This window comes from Neorhizobium huautlense, from assembly GCF_030811685.1.
In the GTDB taxonomy this organism is placed as follows: Bacteria; Pseudomonadota; Alphaproteobacteria; order Rhizobiales; family Rhizobiaceae; genus Neorhizobium; species Neorhizobium huautlense_A.
In genome coordinates this window covers 104,030-124,698 of the sequence record NZ_JAUSRF010000004.1, presented here as the reverse complement: position 1 = coordinate 124,698, position 20,669 = coordinate 104,030, and the positions used below count along the sequence as shown (strand labels likewise).

General features: G+C 60.2%; 27 protein-coding genes and 2 riboswitches. Of the genes, 10 read left to right on the top strand and 17 right to left on the bottom strand.

Annotation, left to right across the window (positions count from 1 at the left end; genetic code table 11):
* Positions 1-3 precede the first annotated feature (3 nt).
* Complete coding sequence (gene dusA, locus J2T09_RS07220; RefSeq protein WP_306832719.1) at positions 4-1,041, top strand: tRNA dihydrouridine(20/20a) synthase DusA; 1,038 nt, start codon at positions 4-6, stop codon at positions 1,039-1,041.
* 17 nt (positions 1,042-1,058) lie between these two features.
* Here dusA and J2T09_RS07215 read toward each other — a convergent pair whose 3' ends face one another.
* The 9 genes from J2T09_RS07215 to gcvT form a co-directional block, all read right to left on the bottom strand.
* Complete coding sequence (locus tag J2T09_RS07215) at positions 1,059-1,709, bottom strand: DUF922 domain-containing Zn-dependent protease (protein WP_306833215.1); 651 nt, start codon at positions 1,707-1,709, stop codon at positions 1,059-1,061.
* 885 nt (positions 1,710-2,594) lie between these two features.
* Positions 2,595-2,834, bottom strand: coding sequence for a flagellar basal body protein (locus tag J2T09_RS07210; RefSeq protein WP_306832717.1), 240 nt, complete (start codon positions 2,832-2,834; stop codon positions 2,595-2,597).
* A 190-nt stretch (positions 2,835-3,024) separates the two neighbouring features.
* The gene (locus tag J2T09_RS07205) at positions 3,025-3,279 is read right to left on the bottom strand and encodes a hypothetical protein (protein WP_306832715.1); all 255 of its coding nucleotides are present in this window, start codon (positions 3,277-3,279) and stop codon (positions 3,025-3,027) included.
* Between the two features lie 195 nt (positions 3,280-3,474).
* Positions 3,475-3,693, bottom strand: a complete 219-nt coding sequence (locus J2T09_RS07200) for a hypothetical protein (RefSeq protein ID WP_306832712.1) — start codon at positions 3,691-3,693, stop codon at positions 3,475-3,477.
* Positions 3,694-3,786: 93 nt separating this feature from the next.
* Positions 3,787-4,038: a 30S ribosomal protein S21 gene (rpsU, locus tag J2T09_RS07195; protein ID WP_306832710.1), complete on the bottom strand. Its 252-nt coding sequence runs from the start codon at positions 4,036-4,038 to the stop codon at positions 3,787-3,789.
* Positions 4,039-4,251: 213 nt separating this feature from the next.
* A complete protein-coding gene (locus J2T09_RS07190; RefSeq protein WP_306832708.1) occupies positions 4,252-4,461 on the bottom strand; it encodes a cold-shock protein in 210 nt (69 codons plus the stop codon).
* 342 nt (positions 4,462-4,803) lie between these two features.
* Positions 4,804-7,668 (bottom strand): aminomethyl-transferring glycine dehydrogenase, encoded by a 2,865-nt coding sequence (gene gcvP, locus J2T09_RS07185; protein WP_306832706.1) that lies wholly within the window; start codon positions 7,666-7,668, stop codon positions 4,804-4,806.
* Positions 7,665-8,027 carry a glycine cleavage system protein GcvH gene (gcvH, locus tag J2T09_RS07180; protein ID WP_153354829.1) on the bottom strand — a complete coding sequence of 121 codons (363 nt, stop codon included), beginning with the start codon at positions 8,025-8,027 and terminating at the stop codon, positions 7,665-7,667. The genes gcvP and gcvH overlap by 4 nt, the downstream gene beginning before the upstream one ends.
* Before the next feature lie 230 nt (positions 8,028-8,257).
* Complete coding sequence (gene gcvT / locus J2T09_RS07175) at positions 8,258-9,394, bottom strand: glycine cleavage system aminomethyltransferase GcvT (protein ID WP_306832703.1); 1,137 nt, start codon at positions 9,392-9,394, stop codon at positions 8,258-8,260.
* An 83-nt stretch (positions 9,395-9,477) separates the two neighbouring features.
* Positions 9,478-9,564, bottom strand: a riboswitch (glycine riboswitch).
* A riboswitch (glycine riboswitch) is annotated at positions 9,565-9,651 on the bottom strand.
* Between the two features lie 176 nt (positions 9,652-9,827).
* Between gcvT and J2T09_RS07170 the strand changes: the two genes are divergently transcribed.
* A complete protein-coding gene (locus J2T09_RS07170) occupies positions 9,828-10,076 on the top strand; it encodes a hypothetical protein (protein ID WP_306832701.1) in 249 nt (82 codons plus the stop codon).
* 120 nt (positions 10,077-10,196) lie between these two features.
* Here the strand turns inward: J2T09_RS07170 and J2T09_RS07165 are convergent, their stop codons facing one another.
* A complete protein-coding gene (locus tag J2T09_RS07165) occupies positions 10,197-10,472 on the bottom strand; it encodes a hypothetical protein (protein ID WP_306832699.1) in 276 nt (91 codons plus the stop codon).
* A 125-nt stretch (positions 10,473-10,597) separates the two neighbouring features.
* On the opposite strand from J2T09_RS07165, the gene crcB reads away from it, so the two are divergent.
* The 8 genes from crcB to J2T09_RS07125 all read left to right on the top strand — a co-directional run bounded on the left by crcB (position 10,598) and on the right by J2T09_RS07125 (position 16,316).
* Positions 10,598-10,966, top strand: coding sequence for a fluoride efflux transporter CrcB (gene crcB, locus J2T09_RS07160; RefSeq protein ID WP_306833213.1), 369 nt, complete (start codon positions 10,598-10,600; stop codon positions 10,964-10,966).
* A 101-nt stretch (positions 10,967-11,067) separates the two neighbouring features.
* Positions 11,068-12,057, top strand: a complete 990-nt coding sequence (locus J2T09_RS07155; RefSeq protein ID WP_306832697.1) for an RluA family pseudouridine synthase — start codon at positions 11,068-11,070, stop codon at positions 12,055-12,057.
* A gap of 3 nt (positions 12,058-12,060) precedes the next feature.
* The gene (locus J2T09_RS07150) at positions 12,061-12,267 is read left to right on the top strand and encodes a hypothetical protein (protein ID WP_306832695.1); all 207 of its coding nucleotides are present in this window, start codon (positions 12,061-12,063) and stop codon (positions 12,265-12,267) included.
* Entirely contained in the window at positions 12,267-12,920 is a 654-nt protein-coding gene (locus tag J2T09_RS07145; RefSeq protein ID WP_306832693.1) for an HAD-IA family hydrolase, read from the top strand. Before J2T09_RS07150 ends, J2T09_RS07145 begins: the two co-directional genes overlap by 1 nt.
* A gap of 7 nt (positions 12,921-12,927) precedes the next feature.
* The gene (locus tag J2T09_RS07140) at positions 12,928-13,713 is read left to right on the top strand and encodes an ATP12 family chaperone protein (protein ID WP_306832691.1); all 786 of its coding nucleotides are present in this window, start codon (positions 12,928-12,930) and stop codon (positions 13,711-13,713) included.
* Between the two features lie 81 nt (positions 13,714-13,794).
* Positions 13,795-14,292, top strand: a complete 498-nt coding sequence (locus J2T09_RS07135; RefSeq protein ID WP_306832688.1) for a hypothetical protein — start codon at positions 13,795-13,797, stop codon at positions 14,290-14,292.
* 124 nt (positions 14,293-14,416) lie between these two features.
* Entirely contained in the window at positions 14,417-14,800 is a 384-nt protein-coding gene (locus tag J2T09_RS07130) for a DoxX family protein (RefSeq protein ID WP_306832686.1), read from the top strand.
* Positions 14,801-14,882: 82 nt separating this feature from the next.
* The gene (locus J2T09_RS07125) at positions 14,883-16,316 is read left to right on the top strand and encodes a hypothetical protein (protein ID WP_306832684.1); all 1,434 of its coding nucleotides are present in this window, start codon (positions 14,883-14,885) and stop codon (positions 16,314-16,316) included.
* A 35-nt stretch (positions 16,317-16,351) separates the two neighbouring features.
* Here the strand turns inward: J2T09_RS07125 and fghA are convergent, their stop codons facing one another.
* The 7 genes from fghA to J2T09_RS07090 form a co-directional block, all read right to left on the bottom strand.
* Positions 16,352-17,185, bottom strand: a complete 834-nt coding sequence (gene fghA, locus J2T09_RS07120) for an S-formylglutathione hydrolase (protein ID WP_306832680.1) — start codon at positions 17,183-17,185, stop codon at positions 16,352-16,354.
* A gap of 25 nt (positions 17,186-17,210) precedes the next feature.
* On the bottom strand, positions 17,211-17,882 hold the full coding sequence (locus tag J2T09_RS07115) for a DUF1345 domain-containing protein (protein WP_306832678.1): 672 nt from the start codon (positions 17,880-17,882) through the stop codon (positions 17,211-17,213).
* A 24-nt stretch (positions 17,883-17,906) separates the two neighbouring features.
* On the bottom strand, positions 17,907-18,359 hold the full coding sequence (locus J2T09_RS07110; protein ID WP_306832676.1) for a YaiI/YqxD family protein: 453 nt from the start codon (positions 18,357-18,359) through the stop codon (positions 17,907-17,909).
* Positions 18,360-18,363: 4 nt separating this feature from the next.
* The gene (locus J2T09_RS07105; RefSeq protein ID WP_306832674.1) at positions 18,364-18,663 is read right to left on the bottom strand and encodes a type II toxin-antitoxin system RelE/ParE family toxin; all 300 of its coding nucleotides are present in this window, start codon (positions 18,661-18,663) and stop codon (positions 18,364-18,366) included.
* A 6-nt stretch (positions 18,664-18,669) separates the two neighbouring features.
* Positions 18,670-18,924, bottom strand: coding sequence for a ribbon-helix-helix domain-containing protein (locus tag J2T09_RS07100; RefSeq protein ID WP_306832672.1), 255 nt, complete (start codon positions 18,922-18,924; stop codon positions 18,670-18,672).
* Positions 18,925-18,988: 64 nt separating this feature from the next.
* Positions 18,989-19,474, bottom strand: coding sequence for a GNAT family N-acetyltransferase (locus J2T09_RS07095; protein WP_306832670.1), 486 nt, complete (start codon positions 19,472-19,474; stop codon positions 18,989-18,991).
* Positions 19,471-20,598 (bottom strand): S-(hydroxymethyl)glutathione dehydrogenase/class III alcohol dehydrogenase, encoded by a 1,128-nt coding sequence (locus tag J2T09_RS07090; protein WP_306832668.1) that lies wholly within the window; start codon positions 20,596-20,598, stop codon positions 19,471-19,473. The genes J2T09_RS07095 and J2T09_RS07090 overlap by 4 nt, the downstream gene beginning before the upstream one ends.
* Positions 20,599-20,669: the final 71 nt, after the last annotated feature.

Below are 20,669 nucleotides of genomic sequence, written 5' to 3'. Positions count from 1 at the left end.
GCCATGTATGCTGACGCGCTGAAGCGCGGCGAAAAGATATTTGCCGTTGCACCGATGATCGACTGGACAGATACGCGCTGTCGCTTCCTGCACCGGCAGTTGTCGAAGCGTGCGCTGCTTTATACCGAGATGGTAGTGGCCGATGCGATCATCCATGGCAATCGCGATCGTTTGCTGGGCTATTCGCCCCAGGAACATCCCGTGGCGTTGCAGCTTGGCGGTTCCGATCCGGTCAAACTGGCGGAGGCGATCCGCATCGCTGCCGATTACGGTTATGACGAGATCAATCTCAATGTCGGCTGTCCGTCCGATCGCGTGCAGTCCGGCACGTTTGGCGCTTGCCTGATGCGCGATGCCGGGCAGGTGGCAAGGCTGGTCGAGGCTATGAAGGCGGTGGCCACAGTACCGGTGACGGTGAAATGCCGGATCGGCGTGGACGATCAGGAGCCGGAAACCGTGCTGCCGGATTTCCTCGCCCGCATGATCGGGGCAGGTGCGGATGCCATCTGGATCCATGCGCGAAAAGCCTGGCTGCAGGGGCTGTCGCCAAAGGAAAACCGCGATATCCCGCCGCTCGATTACGATCTCGTCTACCGCATGAAGCGCGAAAACCCGGATGTGTTTCTCGGCATCAATGGCGGGATTATTGACCTTGAGCAAGCGGCGGAACATCTGGCCGTTATGGATGGCGTCATGCTGGGGCGGGCCGCCTATCACAATACCGGCCTGCTGGCTGGCGTGGATTCACTTGTTGGGGGTTCGAGTCCCTCCGGGACCAACATCCCGGATGTCGACTGGCTGGCCCTGCGTGACACGATGATGGCCTATGCCGATGAGGTGATGGCTTCGGGTGCCCGGCTGAACCATGTGACGCGGCATATGGTCGGGCTGTTCCAGGGTTATGCCGGGGCGCGGCATTTCCGCCAGATCCTGTCGTCGGATGCGACCAAGCCGGGGGCGACGACGGATGTGATTGCGCAGGCCTTTGCCGCCGTCGATCTTGCGGCCGGACCGAAACGACAGGCTGTCGCCGCCGAATAACGGCTCAGCGTACCGGTTTAGCGAGCTGGTTTGACGCCGGGCAGGGACGTGATGCCGGGAAGCGGTGTCGGTTTTGGCGCCATTTCGACTGGCGGCGCACCGGGCGGATTGACCAGCGCCAGAATGAGCTGATGCACGGCACCGCCGGGTGACAGTTCCACTGCATCGAAATCCCGGCCGCGCTGGCGTTGCTCGTCGGACAGCACCTTCAACCTTGCCTGCAGCACCTCGCGCACTTTCACGCATTTCGGATCGTTTTCCGCCGTCAGGCCGAGGCTGAAGGCTTCAATCTTTTCGACCATCTCGACAATATGCTGGCCGTGCACACGTTCGTGTTTTTCAACGCCCTCGATAAAATTCGTCCAGCGGTTTTTTGTGTCTCCGCTCAGCGCGGCGGGGCCTTTCGGCATGGTGTAGATGATGGTGAGGCTGGGGCGCGCAACCGCCAGCGTGCAGGCACCATTTGGCTGCGGGCGATAATCTCGGGTCCAGAGCAGCTTGAAGGTCGTATGCGCAATCGCCTGTCCGACGCCTGCGGCCGGGCCGCGTTCGCCGATCGACTGGTAAAGCTCGATACCGCTCTTGCCGGCGATGGCATAGGTTTTCAGCTGCTCGGCCGGTTTCCAGTTTCGCGTGCCCTGAGCCGCGGCGAGGGCGGGAATGGCCATGAGGGCGGCAAGTGCAATGGCTGCGTGGCGGATCTTTGTCGTCATGTGACCTGTGTCGCTTGGCCCGGGCGTGGTGTCAACGGGCAGGGCGGTGTTGGTGATCCATAGGCAGAGTCGTTCCTTGGCGACCTTGAGGTTTTCAAAAAGCACCCGCGGCCATTTTGTGTTCTGGGCGGGTCATGTGGTCGGGGCACTGAAAGCTGCCTCGTAATTTAGTTTTTATGTGACACCTCTCAGTGCCCCGTTCGGCGGTTTTTGTCCGCGACTTCGGTTCCTCTGCGAAAGCCATCCCGGTGTTGCCACCGACTGGCGATCATGTGTGCCGCACAGGCACGCCCGGCGCGCTTCTTTCGGGCTTCAGAGGCATTGCGAGGTTTGACGCTCCCAACACCTCCCCCGTGTCGCCGGAGGAGAACCAGTTTCCGCGAACCCTGCTGATGGAGACTTACGTCTTTTCTCCAACACCAGCGCCGGCTCCAACTCGCCGGGACGCCTCCCGGTGTATCCACGATGGAACGGGAAAAGTATCGCATGGCCTGAAAAAGCGTGGATGAAATTTAAGACAAGATATTGATTTTGTTGGATCGAATAGGGTTGGCTCGGGGAGAAAGTGTTCTGTTTACGACATTTTTTGTCGTTTCTTGCAAGACACTGGGATGCCGCTGCTTTCTCTCCTCCGTCATTCTCGCCCCTGTGGCGAGAATCCGGCCACCGCGCGTCTGCGCGGTGAGAGAACTCTTCCTTCAAGGTGACCGTCGTGGAGTCTATCGCGCCGCAGACGCGATGCTGCTGGATTCCGGCACAAGGCCGGAATGACGGAGAAAAAGTAGGCCGAACCTAACAAGATAGCCGAAGGCAATCACCAATCCGCCCGCTGGCGACTGTTCAGTCTCTCACCACTGTCATCAACATGTCCCACATATCGGCGCCGGTTTCGAACACCGAGGCATTGGCGGCAAAGCCGGTTTCGGCCTGCATCACGTCCAGCATGTCTTGCGTGAGGTTGTTTTCGTAACCCGGTGTCGAGGCGTTGGCGATGTTGTGGGCCGCTGTCGAGAGACGGTTGGTCTCTGTCTGCATGCCGAAGACGGATGTGTTGAGAGCTGCCGTGATCGTCATTGCCATGGGTCTCGATTAAATGGACACGCCCCTTATGCCCCGCAGGGTTTCAAGGAAGAGTGAAGCTGCAGGGTTAAGAAGGAGCCGTGAGAGATTGGCTTCTGTGCCTTTTCGGGATGGTTTGGCATGGTCCGAAACGGGCAAGGCCCGCGCGGAGGCGGGCCCTGGTATTCGAAGGGAATTTCAGCCGGATCGATCAGGCCTTGGCGCTGCCGCGGCGATGGATGGCGCGGGCGGCGAAGAACCCGGCAACGAGGGCCAGCACGATCGACATGGTGGCGTTCTTGACGCCGTTATCCTTGGTGATGGCGCGCACCTGAACCGAACCCGGCTGCGGGGCCGACGGCGCGCTGCCGCCGCCGACCAGAAGGCTGCTGGCAAAAAACACGACGACGGCGACGGCCGCGCCACCGAGAAGGGCGCGCGGGTTCTTGAACAGGCTGGTGCTCACTTTGGAATTCCTCTTTGCATGCTTCCGATTGTCTTGACGCCGCACGACGTTCACACGCTGCGATGAGCGGGACACGGCGCTGGCCGCAGCGGCAAATAGTTTTTGTTCGGCGGAAGGCAATGAAAAGAGAGGAATGGCACGCCAAATAGGGGAAATTTCCCCTGATGGGTCAGGGGGGAGCGCCGTTGCGACGGGTTATTTCGAGCGGCCGGCTTTTTTGGGTTTGGCGGCGACCTGTTCGGCAGCATCCGTCTCGCTCTGTGCGAGGCGAAGGGCGCGCAGCTTTTCGGTTTTCTTCTCGCGGGCGGTCACTTCCGCATCGAGAATTTGGCGAACGACCGAATTGGTCTGCTCGGCTTTTTGCTGGGTGGAAAGTTTGGCCGGTTTCGAAACCGGGTCTTTTGTCGCGGTCATGATGACCTCCGCCTTTTAGCGTTTATCGGTCATTTGCGGCCGCAACTTTGCTGGCGCGCGGCAAAAAAGTGCCGCGCGTCCAACATCAATCAATCAGCGAGCGCCGCCGCGTGCAGCGGGAGCTTTTTTCTTCGGAGCCGGCAGCAGACCTTCGCGCTGGGCCTGCTTGCGGGCCAGCTTGCGGGAACGACGAATGGCTTCCGCCTTTTCGCGGGCGCGCTTTTCCGACGGCTTTTCGAAGGACTGACGAGCCTTCATTTCGCGGAAGACGCCTTCGCGCTGCAGCTTCTTCTTCAGCACGCGCAGTGCCTGTTCGACGTTGTTGTCCCTGACGAGTACTTGCAACAAATTCTCCTTCGTGTGGCGGGCTCAATGCCGCCGTTTCTGTGCGTCACCTTTAAAGAAATGCGACTGGATGGCAGGAGTGCCAATGGGCAAAGCCCGGAACGAAACCGTCCGAAACACGAAAGGCCGGGACGGGTCCCGACCTTTGTAGCGTCAAAACGCGCCGCTTGCCAGTTCCTCCGTGGTCAGGCGACGTCTTTGACGAATTCTTTTTTACGCAGCCTGCAGGTTGTCAGCCGAGCTCTTGCCCGAACGCTTGTCCTGAACGATCTCGTAGGAGACCTTCTGGCCATCGTTGAGACCACGCAGACCAGCGCGCTCGACAGCGGAAATGTGAACGAAAACGTCCTGGCCGCCGTTATCCGGCTGGATAAAGCCGTAACCCTTGGTGCTGTTGAACCATTTTACAGTGCCGGTATTCATAACGATCTTCCTCTCAATCGTTGTGGGTTACCGGTCGATTACGACCGGCGTTTAAATCGACGATGAAGGAGATCGGTAGAGCCGCGATAGGCTACGGACGAGTCACAAGCAAAGTTCGATGCGACTCAAGATAGAGATTTGGCGCGAACCGGCAAGCCCGTAAGGTAAATAAAATATACGTCCGGTTGAAATTACAGTTTTGCCGCAGTTTCGGGCTTTTTCGGGGCGGTTTGGCGACAACTGGTTCAATGTGATCACATTGGGTAGATTTTCCTGTGATTTGGCAGAAATGCAAAAGGCCCGCCGGGGAGCGGGCCTTTCCGTTGTCGTTTGCCTTGCCGCTTATTCGGCGGCTTCCGCGTAGTCTTCCAGTGGCGGGCAGGAGCAGATCAGGTTGCGGTCGCCATAAACATTGTCGACGCGGTTGACCGGCGACCAGTATTTGTCCACCCGGAATGCGCCCGGCGGGTAGCAGGCCTGTTCGCGGGAATAGGGACGATCCCATTCGCCGACGAGGTCTTCCACCGTGTGGGGCGCGTTCTTCAGCGGGTTGTTCACCTTGTCCATCCGGCCTTCCTCGATGGCGCGGGCTTCCTCGCGGATCGCCAGCATCGCATCGCAGAAACGGTCGAGTTCGGCCTTGGTTTCCGATTCGGTCGGCTCGACCATCAGCGTGCCGGCAACCGGAAAACTCATGGTCGGCGCGTGGAAACCGCAATCGATCAGGCGCTTGGCGATGTCATCCACCGAAACACCTGCCGAGACGTTGAGCGGGCGGGTGTCGAGGATGCATTCATGCGCCACGCGGCCGGCTTCCGACTTGTAGAGCACGTCGTAAGCACCCTTCAGACGTGCCGCGATATAGTTCGCGTTGAGGATCGCCACCTTGGTTGCCTGCGTCAGGCCTTCGCCGCCCATCATCAGGGTGTAAGACCAGGAGATCGGCAGGATCGACGGCGAACCGAACGGGGCTGCCGACACCGCACCTTCGCGGCCATCCCACTGCAGGTGACCGGGAAGATGGGCCGCCAGATGCGCCTTGACGCCGATCGGCCCCATGCCTGGACCGCCGCCGCCATGCGGGATGCAGAAGGTTTTATGCAGGTTGAGGTGGCTGACGTCGGAGCCGATGTCGCCGGGGCGGGCAAGGCCGACCATGGCGTTCATGTTGGCGCCGTCGAGATAGACCTGACCGCCGTGTTTGTGGGTGATCTCGCAGATTTCCTTGACCGTTTCCTCGAACACGCCGTGGGTGGACGGATAGGTGATCATGCAGCAGGACAAGTTTGCCGAATGCTGTTCCGCCTTGGCGCGAAAATCTTCGAGGTCTATATCGCCGTTGTCACGAACCTTCACGACCACGACCTTCATGCCGACCATCTGTGCGGAGGCCGGGTTGGTGCCGTGCGCGGAGGTTGGGATGAGGCAGACGTCGCGATGTGTGTCGCCATTGGCGATGTGGTAGTTGCGGATGGTCAGAAGGCCCGCATATTCGCCCTGCGCGCCGGAATTCGGCTGCATGGAGAAGGCGTCGTAACCGGTGATCTGGCAGAGTTTTGCCGACAGATCGTCGATCATTTCCTTGTAGCCCAGCGCCTGATCTTTTGGCACAAACGGATGGATATCCGAAAATTCCGGCCAGGTGATCGGCAGCATTTCAGCTGTTGCGTTGAGCTTCATCGTGCATGAACCGAGCGGGATCATCGACCGGTCGAGCGCGAGATCGCGGTCCGACAGGCGACGGATGTAGCGGGTCATCTCGCTTTCGGCGCGGTTCATGTGGAAAATCGGATGGGTCATGTAATCCGATTTGCGCAGAAGCTCCTTCGGCAGGCGGTAATCGACCTCGAAATCCGAGACCTTGAAATCGCCACCGAATGCGCGCCAGACGGCTTCGAGCGTGGCAGGACGGGTACGCTCGTCGAGCGACATGCCGATCTTCGTGTTCCCGATCTTGCGCAGGTTGACGCCTTCGGCGACGGCTGCGCGCAGGATGAGGGCCTGCATGTGACCGACATCGACGGTGATCGTGTCGAAGAATGCGGTCGGTTCGATCGTATAGCCGAGCTTTTCGAGGCCCTTGGCCATCAGCACGGCCTTCTTGTGGACCTGTTGGGCGATTGCCTTCAGACCGTCAGGACCATGGAAGACACCGTACATGGAGGCCATGACGGCGAGCAGGACCTGCGCGGTGCAGATGTTCGACGTCGCCTTTTCACGGCGGATATGCTGTTCGCGGGTCTGCAAGCTGAGGCGATAGGCGCGGTTGCCGCGGGCATCGACCGACACGCCGACGAGACGGCCGGGCATGGCGCGCTTGTGGGCATCCTTGACCGACATGTAGGCGGCGTGCGGGCCACCGTAACCGACCGGAACGCCAAAACGCTGGGTGGTACCGATGGCGATATCGGCGCCCATTTCGCCGGGCGACTTCAGAAGCGTCAGCGCCAGAAGATCGGCGGCAACCGCTGCGACCGCGCCGGTCTGGTGCAGACGGGCGATCAGGCCGGAGAAATCACGGACATGGCCCTCAGTGCCCGGATACTGGAAGATCGCGCCAAAAACGTCGACCGGGTCGAGATCGGTCATCGGATCGCCGATCACCACCGACCAGCCGAGCGGCTTTGCGCGGGTTTCGATGAGCGCGATGGTCTGCGGATGGCAGGCGGCATCGACGAAGAAGGCGGTTGCCTTTGACTTCGCCTGACGCTGGCAGAGCGCCATGGCTTCGGCGGCGGCAGTCGCTTCATCGAGCAGCGAGGCGTTGGCGACGTCGAGGCCGGTCAGGTCGCAGATCATCGTCTGGAAGTTCAGCAGCGCTTCGAGGCGACCTTGCGAAATTTCCGGCTGATAAGGCGTATAGGCCGTGTACCAGGCGGGGTTTTCCAGAATGTTGCGCTGGATGACGGGAGGCGTGACGGTGCCGTAATAACCCTGTCCGATCAGCGAGGTGAGGACCTGGTTCTTGTTGGCGGTCTCGCGCAGCTTGTCGAGTGCTTCGCGCTCGGTCAGGGCTGCACCCCAGGCGAGCGGCGTCTGCTGGCGGATGGAGGCCGGAACCGTTGCTTCGATCAGGCCGTCGAGCGACTTGTAGCCGATGACCTTGAGCATCGCAGCCATTTCGGACGGCGAGGGGCCGATATGGCGGCGATTGGCGAAATCGTACGGATCGTAATCCGTGAAGTGGAAATCGGTGCTGTCGTTCATCCGATCAGGTCCTTGTAGGCGGCTTCGTCCATCAGGCTGTCGATATCGGAGACGTTCTTGAGCTTGAGCTTGAAGAACCAGGCGGCGGCCTGCGGGTCGGAATTGACCAGCGACGGGTCATCGACGATCGCCTGATTGACTTCGACGACTTCGCCATCGAGCGGGGAATAGACGTCAGAGGCTGCCTTGACGCTTTCGACGGTGGCGGCATTGCCGTCCTTGGTCAGTTCGGCACCGACTTCAGGCAGTTCAACGAAAACGAGATCGCCGAGCTGGTCGGCAGCGTGCTGGGTGATGCCGACGGTGGCGACATCGCCCTCGAGTTTCAGCCATTCGTGTTCGGCGGTAAATTTCAGCATGGGGAGGTCCTCTCTGGAAGGGAATAAGTGGTTGTTGTTTTATTCGTGGAGCTACCCCCCTCTGCCGTGCCGGGCATCTCCCCCTCAAGGGGGGAGATCGGAAGGAGGCGAACACTCGCTTCACGTCCGAGATAGAGATAGGCGAAGGACGGCGCGGCACACCAATCTCCCCCCTTGAGGGGGAGATGTCGCGAAGCGACAGAGGTGGGTGTCGCGACGACCATCATGGCTTACCGTTTGTATGTCGGCGTGATGAACGGCAGGCTCGCCACCGTCATGGCCAAAAATTTGCCGCGCACTTCGGCATAAACCGTGGTGCCGGCAGCGGTGTGCGACACGGGCAGATAACCCATGGCGACCGGGCCTTCGACGGTCGGGCCAAAGGTGCCCGAGGTGACTTCGCCGAGTTCGGTCTTGCCTTCGGCATCGGCATAAAGCTTCGCGTGGCTGCGCACCGGTGCCTTGCCTTCTGGCTTCAGGCCCACACGGCGGCGGGTGGTGCCGTTGGCGAGTTCACCAAGAATGCGGTCTGCGCCCGGAAAACCGCCTTCGCGGTCGCCGCCGGCCTTGCGGGCCTTTTGCAGCGCCCATTCGAGCGAGGCTTCGATCGGCGAGGTGGTGGTGTCGATATCGTTTCCGTAGAGACACAGGCCGGCTTCGAGGCGCAGGCTGTCACGGGCGCCGAGGCCGATGGCTTCGCAATCCGGGTGTTCGAGGAGCGCATTGGCGACGTCGACGGCATGCGCTTCGGGCACGGAAATTTCAAAACCGTCCTCGCCGGAATAACCGGAGCGGGAGATGATGCAGGGAACGTCGTGCAGCGGCACTTCGACCACGTCCATGAACTTCATGGCGGAGACGCCGGCCCAAAGTTCGGCGAGAACCGCTTCGGCGCGGGGGCCTTGCAGGGCGATCAACGCACGATCTTCGAGAAGGGTGACGTCGCAGTCGGTCAGGTTCGCCTGCATGTGGGCAAGGTCCTGTTCCTTGCAGGCGGCGTTGACGACGACCAGCAGATGATCGCCGCGATTGGTGATCATCAGGTCATCGAGAATGCCGCCGTTTGCATCGGTGAAAAAGCCGTAACGCTGACGGCCTTCCTTGAGGCCGAGAATATCGACAGGCACCAGCTTTTCGAGCGCGAGTGCTGCATCGGCGTAAGTGCCGGACTTGGCCTTCACGATGACCTGCCCCATGTGGGAGACATCGAACAGGCCGGCAGCAGCGCGGGTGTGAAGGTGTTCCTTCATGACGCCGAGCGGATATTGCACCGGCATGTCGTAACCGGCGAACGGCACCATTTTCGCACCGAGCGAAATGTGCAGGGCGTGCAGCGGTGTGGTTTTCAGAACGGATTGATCGTCCAAAAAGACGCCTCCAGGTTTGGCTGCGCCTGAAAACAGGTCGCACGCCGGCTCAGATTAGGACGTGAAATTGCTCACGTCGGTTTCGAGCCCCCTCTGTCCTTTTCGCCTGAGATTGTTATCCCTTCGGCGAGCCCCCGGTTGAACGGTTGCTTCTCTCCAGAGTTCCTGCAGTCTTCCCGTGGTCCTTTTGCCTGAGAGTTTCCGGGGCGGTTGCTCCTTCGGCTCCGCACTGAAGCGGTTTCTCCCTACGGGTCGATCGGCATTATCGATGAAGCCATAGGCTTGGCAAGTGGCAAAGGTCGCAACTGGCGAATTATTTGTCGTTTCGCACGGTGGTCTTTCCGCGTCTTCGAGACTGCTGCGGGAACATTTGGCCGGTGGCGCGCATTGAGCCGGCATTGCCGCCCGACCGATTTCAGAAGGGAAATTCGCCATGCCACGTCCATTGACCGTTTCGGCCATCCTGACCGCAGCCATCGTCCTGCAGGCCCTTTTGCCGGTAACGGCGCAGGCCGCCGACATTGTGCGTTGGCAGGAACCGCCGCGTGAGCGGGTCGTCCGGCAGAAACCGGCACGGCATGTTGTGCGCACGACTTACGGTTATGAGTGTGAATATCTGCGGATCGATTACAGGGAAGGGCGCAGCGAGATCGTGCGCAATTGCCACCGGCAGGTGTTTTGAGGGGAAATCTAAGGTCTTTCGTCATCCTCGGGCTTGTCCCGAGGATCTGCTGAGCATGATGGTTGACGTGGTTAGATCCTCGGGACGAGCCCGAGGATGACGGCGAGGTAAAATGTCCTCCTACTCATCCAGCTCGCGATACGCTGCAGCGACATGTTGAAACGTGGTCTGCTGCTGTGGCGGTCGATCCGAGATCATGACGTCCACGGAAATATTAGCGGGGGGGATCAGGCCTGGCTCCTCGACTTCGCCGACATTCTGGGCGCGACGAAGATTGCGGTCGGCATCCTTCTGGATACGTTTCACCTGCTCCTTGGAACCGACGTGATGGATCACGCGCACATTTTCCAGCGCATAGGCGGCAAAATTGGCATTCACTGGTATGACAGTGGACATGACGCTTGAACTCCCTGTGGGTGAAAACGTATGCTCGACCTCTTGGTTCCAAATTAAGCCGTATCTTTGCATTTTAGCGAAACGCGGCTTTTCCAGTGTTTTATCAGGATTTTGGCGTGAATTCCATGGCTATCGTGGCTGTCGGCGGTGCCGTCGGTTCAGTCTTTCGTTACCTCGTCGGCATCTGGGCGGTGCGGCTGTTCGGGCCGGCATTTCCCTGGGGCACGCTGGCGATAAATGTTGTCGGCTCCTTCGCGATCGGTCTTTTTCTGGAAATGATCCTGCGCCGCTTTGGCGGATCGACGGAGTTGCGGTTGCTGCTGATGACCGGGCTGTGCGGTGGCTTTACCACCTTCTCGTCGTTCTCGCTGGATTTCGTCGGTCTCGTCGAACGCGGTGCCATGCCTCTCGGCATCGCTTATCTGATCGCCAGCGTGGTCTTGTCGATCGGAGCGACATTTCTCGGCCTGTTCATCGGCCGGATGGCGTTTTGAACGGAACTGCGGTCGATTTGCACTTCCGTTAGACCCGCCTGATGCTCTAAAGGCTGGCTCAAAGGCCGCTTTGGGCCACAATAATAATAGAAAGAGTTCCGATGGCAGGCATCGAGCATATCTCCGTCGAGGCGGACGAAGCGGGCATGCGCCTCGACCGCTGGTTCAAGATCCATTATCCGGGCCTCGGTTTCGGGCCGCTGCAAAAGCTGCTGCGCTCCGGTCAGGTGCGTGTCGATGGCGGTCGCGTGAAGACCGATACGCGCGTGCAGCCGGGGCAGGTGGTGCGTGTGCCGCCGATGGAGACGGATGCCAAGAAAGGCCCGATCGCCGGCAAGGATCTGAAACACGGCAGCGATTACGAACTTCTGCAGCGCATGGTGCTGCATGAGGATGACAAGGTGATCGTGCTGAACAAGCCCGCCGGCCTTGCCGTGCAGGGCGGTTCGGGCGTGACGCGCCATATCGACCAGATGCTTGAGGCCTGGACCAACCAGAAGGGCGAAAAGCCGCGTCTGGTACACCGCCTCGACCGCGATACATCCGGCGTGCTGGTGATTGCCCGCACGCGTGGTGCGGCCCAGAAGCTGACCGCGGCGTTTCGCGAGCGCGACACCAAGAAGACCTATTGGTCGCTGGTGAAGGGCGTGCCGCGCAAGCGCTCCGACAAGCTTTCGACGTGGCTGGTGAAAGAACAGACGCCGGATGGCGACCGCATGCGCATCGCCAAGCATGGCGAGGCGGACGCCGATCACGCCGTTTCCTATTACCGTGTGCTGGAAACTGCGGCGCAGTCGCTCTCGTGGCTGGAAATGGAGCCGTATACGGGCCGTACCCACCAGTTGCGTGTGCATGCGCTTTATATCGGTCACCCGATCATCGGCGATCCAAAATATCAGGACGACGATATCAACTGGCCATTCCCGGGCGGTATCCAGAAGAAGCTGCACCTGCATGCCCGCCATATCGACATTCCGCATCCCAATGGCGGTCGCCTGCGGGTGACGGCGCCTCTGCCGCCACATATGGTGCAGAGCTGGAATCTGCTCGGCTTCGATATGGAAAACGGCGCGCGGGACGACGAGGAATAACGGATGGTTGAGTTCATCGCTGGCATCGGCATCCCGTTGTTCTTTGTCGGCATGATCGGCTTCATCGTCATTATGGCCATGCGCAGCCAGAAGAAGGCGGTTCGGCTGACCGAGGATTTCGTCGCGGTCACGCGCGAAAATACGGCTGCTGTGAAAGAAAATACGGAGCTTTTGCGAAAGCTTCTCAGCGACAAGACCGAAGGCAGATGATGAAACTCGTTCTTTTCGATTGCGACGGCACGCTGGTCGACAGCGCCGGCCTGATCCACGAAACCATGCGCCGTACCTTTGTTGCCTTCGACAAGCCCGAACCGACTTTCGAAGCGACCAAGGCGATCATCGGCCTGACGCTCGACATCGCCATTGCCCGCATGCAAGGCAAACAGCATGCCGACGACGAAGCCGTGGCGATGATGGCGCATTACAAATCGCTGTTTACGGTGGTGCGCGCCGACCTGGACTATAAGGAGCCGTTATTCGACGGCATCCGCGAACTGATCGACACCATTGGCCCGCGCGATGATCTTTTGCTCGGCGCGGTGACCGGGAAGTCGCGTCGCGGGCTGGACATGGTGATGTCGACTCACGGCTTTGACCAATATTTCGTCGTTGGCCGCACTGCCGACGATTGCCCGTCGAAACCGCATCCGGCCATGGTGACCGAATGCTGTGACGTGATGGGCGTGAAACCTGCCGATACTCTTGTCATCGGCGATGCCATTTACGATATGCAGATGGCCAAGGCAGCGGGTGCCACCGCCATCGGCGTTGCCTGGGGTTATGCCTCCGTTGCCGAGCTGAACGAGGCCGGCGCCGACCATATCGTTCACCATCCAAGCGAATTGCTGCCGTTGATCGGCTGAGGTTTTTATGCGCGACATTCTTTCCGACACGAATATCAGCCTGACCCATGAGGATCCGACGCGCCGCGCGCAGATCCAGATGCTGAAACCGTTGCCAAAGCGCTTTTACAAGGACGTGACGGTGGCCGTGTCTGAAGACGGCCATGCCATCCATCTCGACGGTCGCGCGGTGAAAACGCCGGCGAAAAACCAGTTGGTGGCACCGACGGCAGCGCTTGCGGCGCTACTGCGTGACGAATGGGATGCGCAGACGGAGGTCGTCAACCCGGCGACCATGCCGATCACGCGCCTCGTCAATACCGCAATCGACGGCATTGCCTCCGATCCGCAGGCTGTCGTGGAAGACATGCTGCGCTTTTCGGCAAGTGATGCTTTGTGTTACCGCGCCGACGAGCCGGAAGGTCTTGTCGAGCGCCAGCGTGCGCAGTGGGACCCTGTGCTGGATTGGGCAGCCGATGATCTTGGTGCGCGTTTCATCCTGATCGAGGGCATCATGCCGCAGGAGCAGCCACGCGAGGCGATTGCCGCGTTCGGAGCACGGCTGCGAAACCACGAAAACCCGGTGGCGCTGGCGGCGCTGCACACGATCACCTCGCTCACCGGTTCCGCCATTCTGGCGCTGGCCTTTGCCGAAGGTCGCATTTCCATGGACGAGGCCTGGGCGCTTGCCCATCTCGACGAGGACTGGACGATCGAACACTGGGGCACGGACGAGGAAGCCGAAGCGCGCCGCGCCAACCGATTTGTGGACATGATGGCGGCGTCTCAGAGTTTTCTGGCGTTGAAATCCTGAACAGGATCGTTTGCAGTTTAACCGAATTCTAACCGTGAAAGCGGATCATCCCGGACACGTCGTCATCCGGGCTTTGTATCCATGTTCCGCTCCGCCTGCCGCCTTCTGATTGTTGCTTCCGCCGCGCTTGCGCTGATGTCCTTCAGCATGAAGACGGCCGATACGACGCGTGCCGGTGGGCCGGTTTACGACGTGCGCGGCTCGTTCGTGGCCGCCAAGCCGGATATTCCCGCAGCATTGGTCGCCGGCACAGACCGCCGCATCGACGCGGCCATTCGCGCGACGGTCCGCAGCATGTCCCTGCCGCGCGCCATTCTAACCGTGCGTATTACCCGCGCCGGTGGCCTGCCGATCCTGTTCGGGCGACGCCATGAAGCCAAGGTGACGGTGGACGCGACCTCGGTCACGACGGGCGAGAGGATTGCCAGCGCGACATTCACCGTATCAACGACCGTGTTCGGCAAGGACAGGGGTGGTGACGAGGCGCTGGCGGCGAAGATTGCCGACCGGGTGGCGGCCGAGTTCAAGCTCGATGGCGGACGGCAGTCGACGATCGCCTCGGCACTGGCCGGGCGGTGATGGCCGACAGCGAACGGTGGATTCGGAAAAACGATTGATTTCCTGACATATTGAGTGAAGTTTGATCCATGCCAATATTGGCATGGCGCCTGAGCGGCGCGATTCTTTCAGGGAGAAGGATCAGATGCAGTTTTTCGACAGATTGGGTGCATATCGCCCGCAGGCGTTGGCAGTGCTGCGCATCATGGCGGCGCTGCTTTTCATCGAACACGGTACGATGAAGCTGTTCGGTTTTCCGGCGGCGATGGGGGATGGCGCGCTGCCGCCGCTGATGCTGATTGCGGCACTTCTCGAAATCATTGGCGGTGCGTTGCTGGTGATTGGTCTGTTGACCCGGCCTGTAGCCTTCATCCTCGCAGGCCAGATGGCAGTCGCCTATTTCATGGCGCATGCATCCAAAGGCTTCTGGCCGGCGCTGAACGGTGGCGAACCGGCCATCCTGTTCTGCTTCATCTTCCTGTATCTGGTCTGCGCGGGCCCGGGCGCCTGGGCCGTGGACAAACGCTGAACGGCATCGTGGCCGTGGCGGCCGGCTTTTCCGTTGCCGGCCGCTTCTGCTACAGCTGAAACGCGATCATGCTTTTCCGGCATTGTCGCCCGGCTATAATCGCCGGGCGGGTGTTGGATATTTCGTCAGCGCCGCAATTTTCGAGGCGGTGACCATGACGCAGAGCAGGCGTGACAACGAGGAGAGGCAGCCGGTCAAACGGCTTGGTGCAACGCCGCTCGACGCGCCCGGTCGTGATCATCTGCGGCGCCTGCCCACCGAGATGCATGCGGAGATTGCCTCCCATATGGTGACCGACAATGCCCGGGAAACCGCGCGCAACATCAGCGCCTTCAGGAGGGTTTCCCGCCAGCTGGACGGAAGTGCCGACAAGTCGGTCACGGTCCGCGATGCGGAAGATCGGATAAAACAGCTCAGGTCCTTTGCAAACGACCTGCACGCCGCGGTCGTGAAGCAGCATTTGCCGGACACCGAATGGCTGACCTACGGAGTACCGCGCGACGAAGCGCCGGTTCCCGCAATGAATTATATCAAGGCCATCGGCCCGATCCTGAAACTGAGGTCAGCCGATGAGAACGCCCGGCTTGCCGACAAGATACTGGCAATTCCCGACAGTGAGGTGCGCGGCGAGGCCATCGGTGCGATGGTGCCGCATTTCCGCGACATCACCAAGCGTGATCGTTCGCGCCTGATCGATGACGTTATCAAGACCCTTGGTGATCGGGGGGATCCAGTTCAACACAGTGATTCCGATATCTTTGCTGCGCGCAGCAATCCGCCGAATACGGCGGCGCACTATCAAGCCGCAGATGTTTTCGTCGAAGCCAAGCTTGACGGTCATCTGACCCAAAAGCATCTCGCCGATCAGCACAAACTGACGATGAGCCGGCCGGGCATCGGCGAGCTTCTCGCTGACCGTGAAAAAGTGTTGCTGTCCTCCATTGCAGGAAAGCTGCAACGCTTCGGCCCCGATGTGACGGCTGCCGCCGCGTTGCAAAGCGGATATCCCACCCGTATTGCCGTCACAGGCGCGATGCTGACCAGGCATTTTCACGACATGGACCCGGCCATCCGGGCGGGGCTGATCACCAGCGCTATCAGGACGGTCAGGAAGGCTGCGGCACCGTTTCAAGGCGATGGCGCTGTCGCTGCCGTAGCCGTCATCACCGCGGCGCGTGCGCAAGGCTATCTGTCCGATTCCCAGGTGCGGCGGCTGGAACGTTTTGGCGCGTTGCGGCCCGAGCTCGCCGAGGTTCTGAGGGTGGCGGCTGACGATCACGAAAGGCATTCCGTGAAACAGGCGTCGCGGGCGGAAATCGCAAAACTTCGTGCGACACTCGATGGCGTTAGGGCCGATGTGGCCCTGCCAGAGCCGGACAGGCATCCCGCCGAACACCAGCGGATGGCCTCGTTGGGCAAAATCGCCGAATCCGTTGGCAAGTCAGCGACCGGTTTGCGACAGGACGTCGCCGATATGCAGCGGGACAGGTCAGGTCGCACACGTGATGGACGGTGAAGCCGGCACGATATGCCGGCTTCGGAGATTGGTGATCAGCCGAGGCGTTCTGCATGCCAGCGCAGGTGATCGTCCATGAAGGTCGAGATGAAATAGTAGGAATGGTCGTAACGCTCGTGCATGCGCAGTGTCAGACCAATATCGGTGCCCTTGATGGCTTCCTCGAACAGTTTTGGGCGCAGGCCGGTTTCGAGGAAACTGTCGGCAGTGCCCTGGTCTATGAGGAATTCGGGGAAACGGGCGCCGTCCTTGACGAGTGCGCAGGCATCATACTGACGCCATGTGGCTTGATCGGGCCCGAGATATTTTTCGAGCGCCGGGGCTGACCAGTCTGCCGTCGAGGGTTCGACGATCGGCGCGAAAGCGGAGCAGCTCTTGAAACGGTCGGGGTTTTTCAGGGCGATCGTCATGGCGCCGTGGCCGCCCATGGAGTGGCCGAAAATGCCCTGGCGGGTCATGTCCATGCGAAAATGCTGGCTGGCGAAATTGGGCAGTTCCTCGGTGATGTAGGTATACATCTGGTAGTGTTCGGCCCAGGGCTTTTCGGTGGCGTCGAGATAAAAGCCGGCACCCTTGCCCATCTGCCAGTTGGTGACCTCGTCGGCCACATCACTGCCGCGCGGGCTAGTATCCGGGCAAACGATGATCAGGCCGAGTTCGGCGGCGAGACGGCGATATTCGCCCTTTTCCATGACGTTTGCGTGGGTGCAGGTGAGGCCGGAGAGATACCAGAGAACCGGGCGCGGCTCGGTGATTGCCTGCGGCGGCACGAAGACGGCGAAGGTCATTTCGCATTTCAGTGCTTCCGAATCGTGGGCGAACACGCCCTGCATGCCACCAAAGGCAGTGTTCTGGGAGAGGACCTTCATCGTCGGGTTCCTTAATCTTGAGGTGTCAGCTTGCCAGAGAAACGACGGCGTTGACTGCAGCGGCTACCAGTAAGGTGTTGAAAAAGAAAGACACGACCGAGTGCAGGAGGTTGATTTTGCGCATATCGGTGGCGGTGATTTCGACATCCGATGTCTGCGCGGTCATGCCGATGATGTAGGAGAAATACAGGAAATCATAAGCCGAGGGACGGTCAGTGCCGGGAAAATCCAGCCCTCCGACCGGCTTTTCGTCGCGCATGTCGCCGGGCCGCCAGTAAAGATGTGCATAGTGCATGGCGAACATGGTGTGGATCGAAAGCCAGCCGAGAATGACGGCGGCGAAACCGATGGTGACATCGAGGATGCCCGATGGTAGTTTGTCGTTCAGCGCCTCGAACAGGGTGACGAGGGCGACGATCGCGGCAATCAGCGTGACGGCGAGGATGATCGGCGCAGGTTCGTCGGTATTCTGGCCGCTGGCCTCGAAACGATCGGCATCGAGATGCGGAATGCGTTCAGCCATCAGGCCGAGATAGATGACGAAAAACGTGATGGCAGACAGCGCTGCCGCCAGATCGGGAACGAGCCAGATCAGCGCGGGCAGGGAGAAGATCGCGGCGATGGCGGCGAGGAAGAATGGGCCATGGCGCTGGCGTCGCCATTGCCACCATGGGGCTTTGTCCGCAGTATTCGACATTCACCCCGTCTCCGATGAATTTCCTCAAGCGCCAGATTTGGCGCGGCGGCAGAACCTGTCCAGCGTTTCCAGAAATTTCGAGCGATCACGCGGAGAGAAGGCGGCGTTGTAACCCTTGCTCTCGCCGGTCTCGCGCAGATGTTGGCCGAGATCGCGCATGGCGCTGGCCATGCCGATATTGCCTTCGTCGAACACGCGGCCGGTGGGGCCGGTGACGAGAGAACCGTTGGCGACGCAGCGAACGGCGAGCGGCACATCGGCGGTGATGACGATGTCGTTTTTGCCCGCATGCTCGGCGATCCAATCGTCGGCAGCATCGAAACTGGCCGAGACGATGACGTTTTTCACCATGGGATCGCGCGAGGGGCGCAGGCCCGAATTGGCGACAAAGGTGACTTCGAGATTATGGCGTTCGGCCACTTTCAGGATTTCCGGTTTTACCGGGCAGGCATCGGCGTCGACATAGATTTGCGGCATGGGCTCATTCGTTGAAATAGCGATGGTAGTCTCTGGCGGCATGCAGCAGGCGAACCAATTCGATGCCCGTGCCGTCCGCCAACGGCTCATAGATGATCAGATAACGACGAAACGGAAACATTCGTATTGCCGGGTATTTGGGGAAACGCCGAATACCTATCGCGGGGTTTTCGGACAATGTTCGATAGCGCTTTTCCAGCTCCAGAACAAAACGATCCGCTTCTGTTTCGCTGTCTCGCGCGATAAAGGTCCAGATGTCGAAAATGTCCTGACGAAACTGCGGGCGACGGATAATGACGCCCATGACTGGCTATCTCCGGCTGCGAAAATCGAGCAACAGGTCCGTTGCCGATTCCATCGGCGCCGGATCGCCGCTGGCTAGCCCGCGTTCTATTTCTGATTCCAGTTCCGCAATCAAACTATCAGCCTGAACCTCCCGTTTTTCGAGCAGCTTCAGGCCAGCCGAAACAACGTCTTCGACGCCGTCGAATCGCCCTGTTTTCACGAGACGTTCGACAATGTCCTGCTGGTGCTGCGTCAGTATGATTGCGGCGGATTGAGCCATGGTCGTTTCCGATGCTGATGGCGCCAGTTTATCAGGCCGGAGGCGACGAAGCCAGAAGGCTTCGTCAGGTCGGCGCGGTTGCCTGCCGCACCATGTCCACATGCGGAATGCCATCCTCGACATATTCTTCCGAAGTTCGCTCGAAGCCGAGCGAGCCGTAGAATTTCTGCAGATGTGCCTGCGCCGAAATTTCGATCGCTTCCCCGGGATAGGCCTTTTCGCATTCGATGACCGCTTCGCGCATCAGGGCTTCGCCCAAACGCTTGCCACGATGATCGGGCGAGACCGCAACGCGGCCGATCCGCGGCAGGACATCCGGCGACGGGCGCCAGAGGCGGGCACATGCCAGCAGGTCCGTGCCCTCGAAAAGGCGCAGGTGCAGACAGTCGAGGTCGTTGCCGTCGAGTTCGGGATAGGCGCATTCCTGCTCGACGACAAACACGTCCACGCGCATTTTCAGCATGGCGTAAAGATCGACGGCGGAGAAATCTTCCAGTCTCCGCACGTCTGTCGTGTAGGTTGGGGGCGTGTAGGTTGGTGAGGTGGTCAATAGACCACCACGCCGCGGATGCTCTCGCCTGAATGCATCAGCTCGAAACCCTTGTTGATGTCCTCGAGCGGCATCGTGTGGGTGATCATCGGATCGATCTGGATCTTGCCTTCCATGTACCAGTCGACGATCTTCGGCACATCGGTGCGGCCGCGTGCGCCGCCGAAGGCCGTGCCCATCCAGTTGCGGCCCGTCACCAGCTGGAACGGACGGGTGGAGATTTCCTGGCCCGCGCCGGCAACGCCGATGATCACGGACTTGCCCCAGCCGCGATGCGAACTTTCCAGCGCCTGGCGCATGACCTTGGTATTGCCGGTGCAATCGAACGTATAGTCGGCGCCGCCGATCAGGTCGCCGTTGCGCTTCGTCATGTTGACGAGGTAGGGCACGATATCGTCGCCGACTTCCTTCGGATTGACAAAATGCGTCATGCCGAACTTTTCGCCCCAGGCCTTGCGGTCGTTGTTGATGTCGACGCCGATGATCATGTCAGCGCCGGCAAGGCGCAGGCCCTGCAGCACGTTGAGACCGATACCGCCGAGGCCGAAGACGATCGCCGTCGAGCCGATCTCGACCTTGGCCGTGTTGATGACCGCACCGATGCCGGTGGTGACGCCGCAGCCGATGTAACAAACCTTGTCGAAGGGCGCGTCAGGATTGATCTTTGCGAGCGCGATTTCCGGCAGAACGGTGAAATTTGCGAAGGTCGAGCAACCCATGTAATGGTGGATCTTGTCCTTGCCGATGGAAAAGCGCGACGTCCCGTCCGGCATCACGCCCTGTCCCTGCGTCGAGCGGATGGAGGTGCAGAGGTTCGTCTTTCGTGAGGTGCAGGAATAACACTCGCGGCATTCCGGCGTGTAGAGCGGGATGACGTGATCCCCCTTTTTCAAGGACGTGACGCCGGGGCCGACATCGACGACGACGCCCGCACCCTCATGGCCGAGAATGGCCGGAAACAGGCCTTCCGGATCGGCGCCGGACAGCGTGAAATCGTCGGTGTGGCAGATACCGGTCGCCTTGACCTCGATCAGCACTTCGCCGGCCTTGGGGCCTTCCAGCTGAACCGTCATCACTTCCAGCGGCTTGCCGGCCTGAACGGCGACTGCGGCGCGTACGTCCATTCTGTTTCTCCTAGCTATCTGTCAGAATCTGTTCGGACATTCGCACAGGAACACCATCCGGCTCAAGCCGG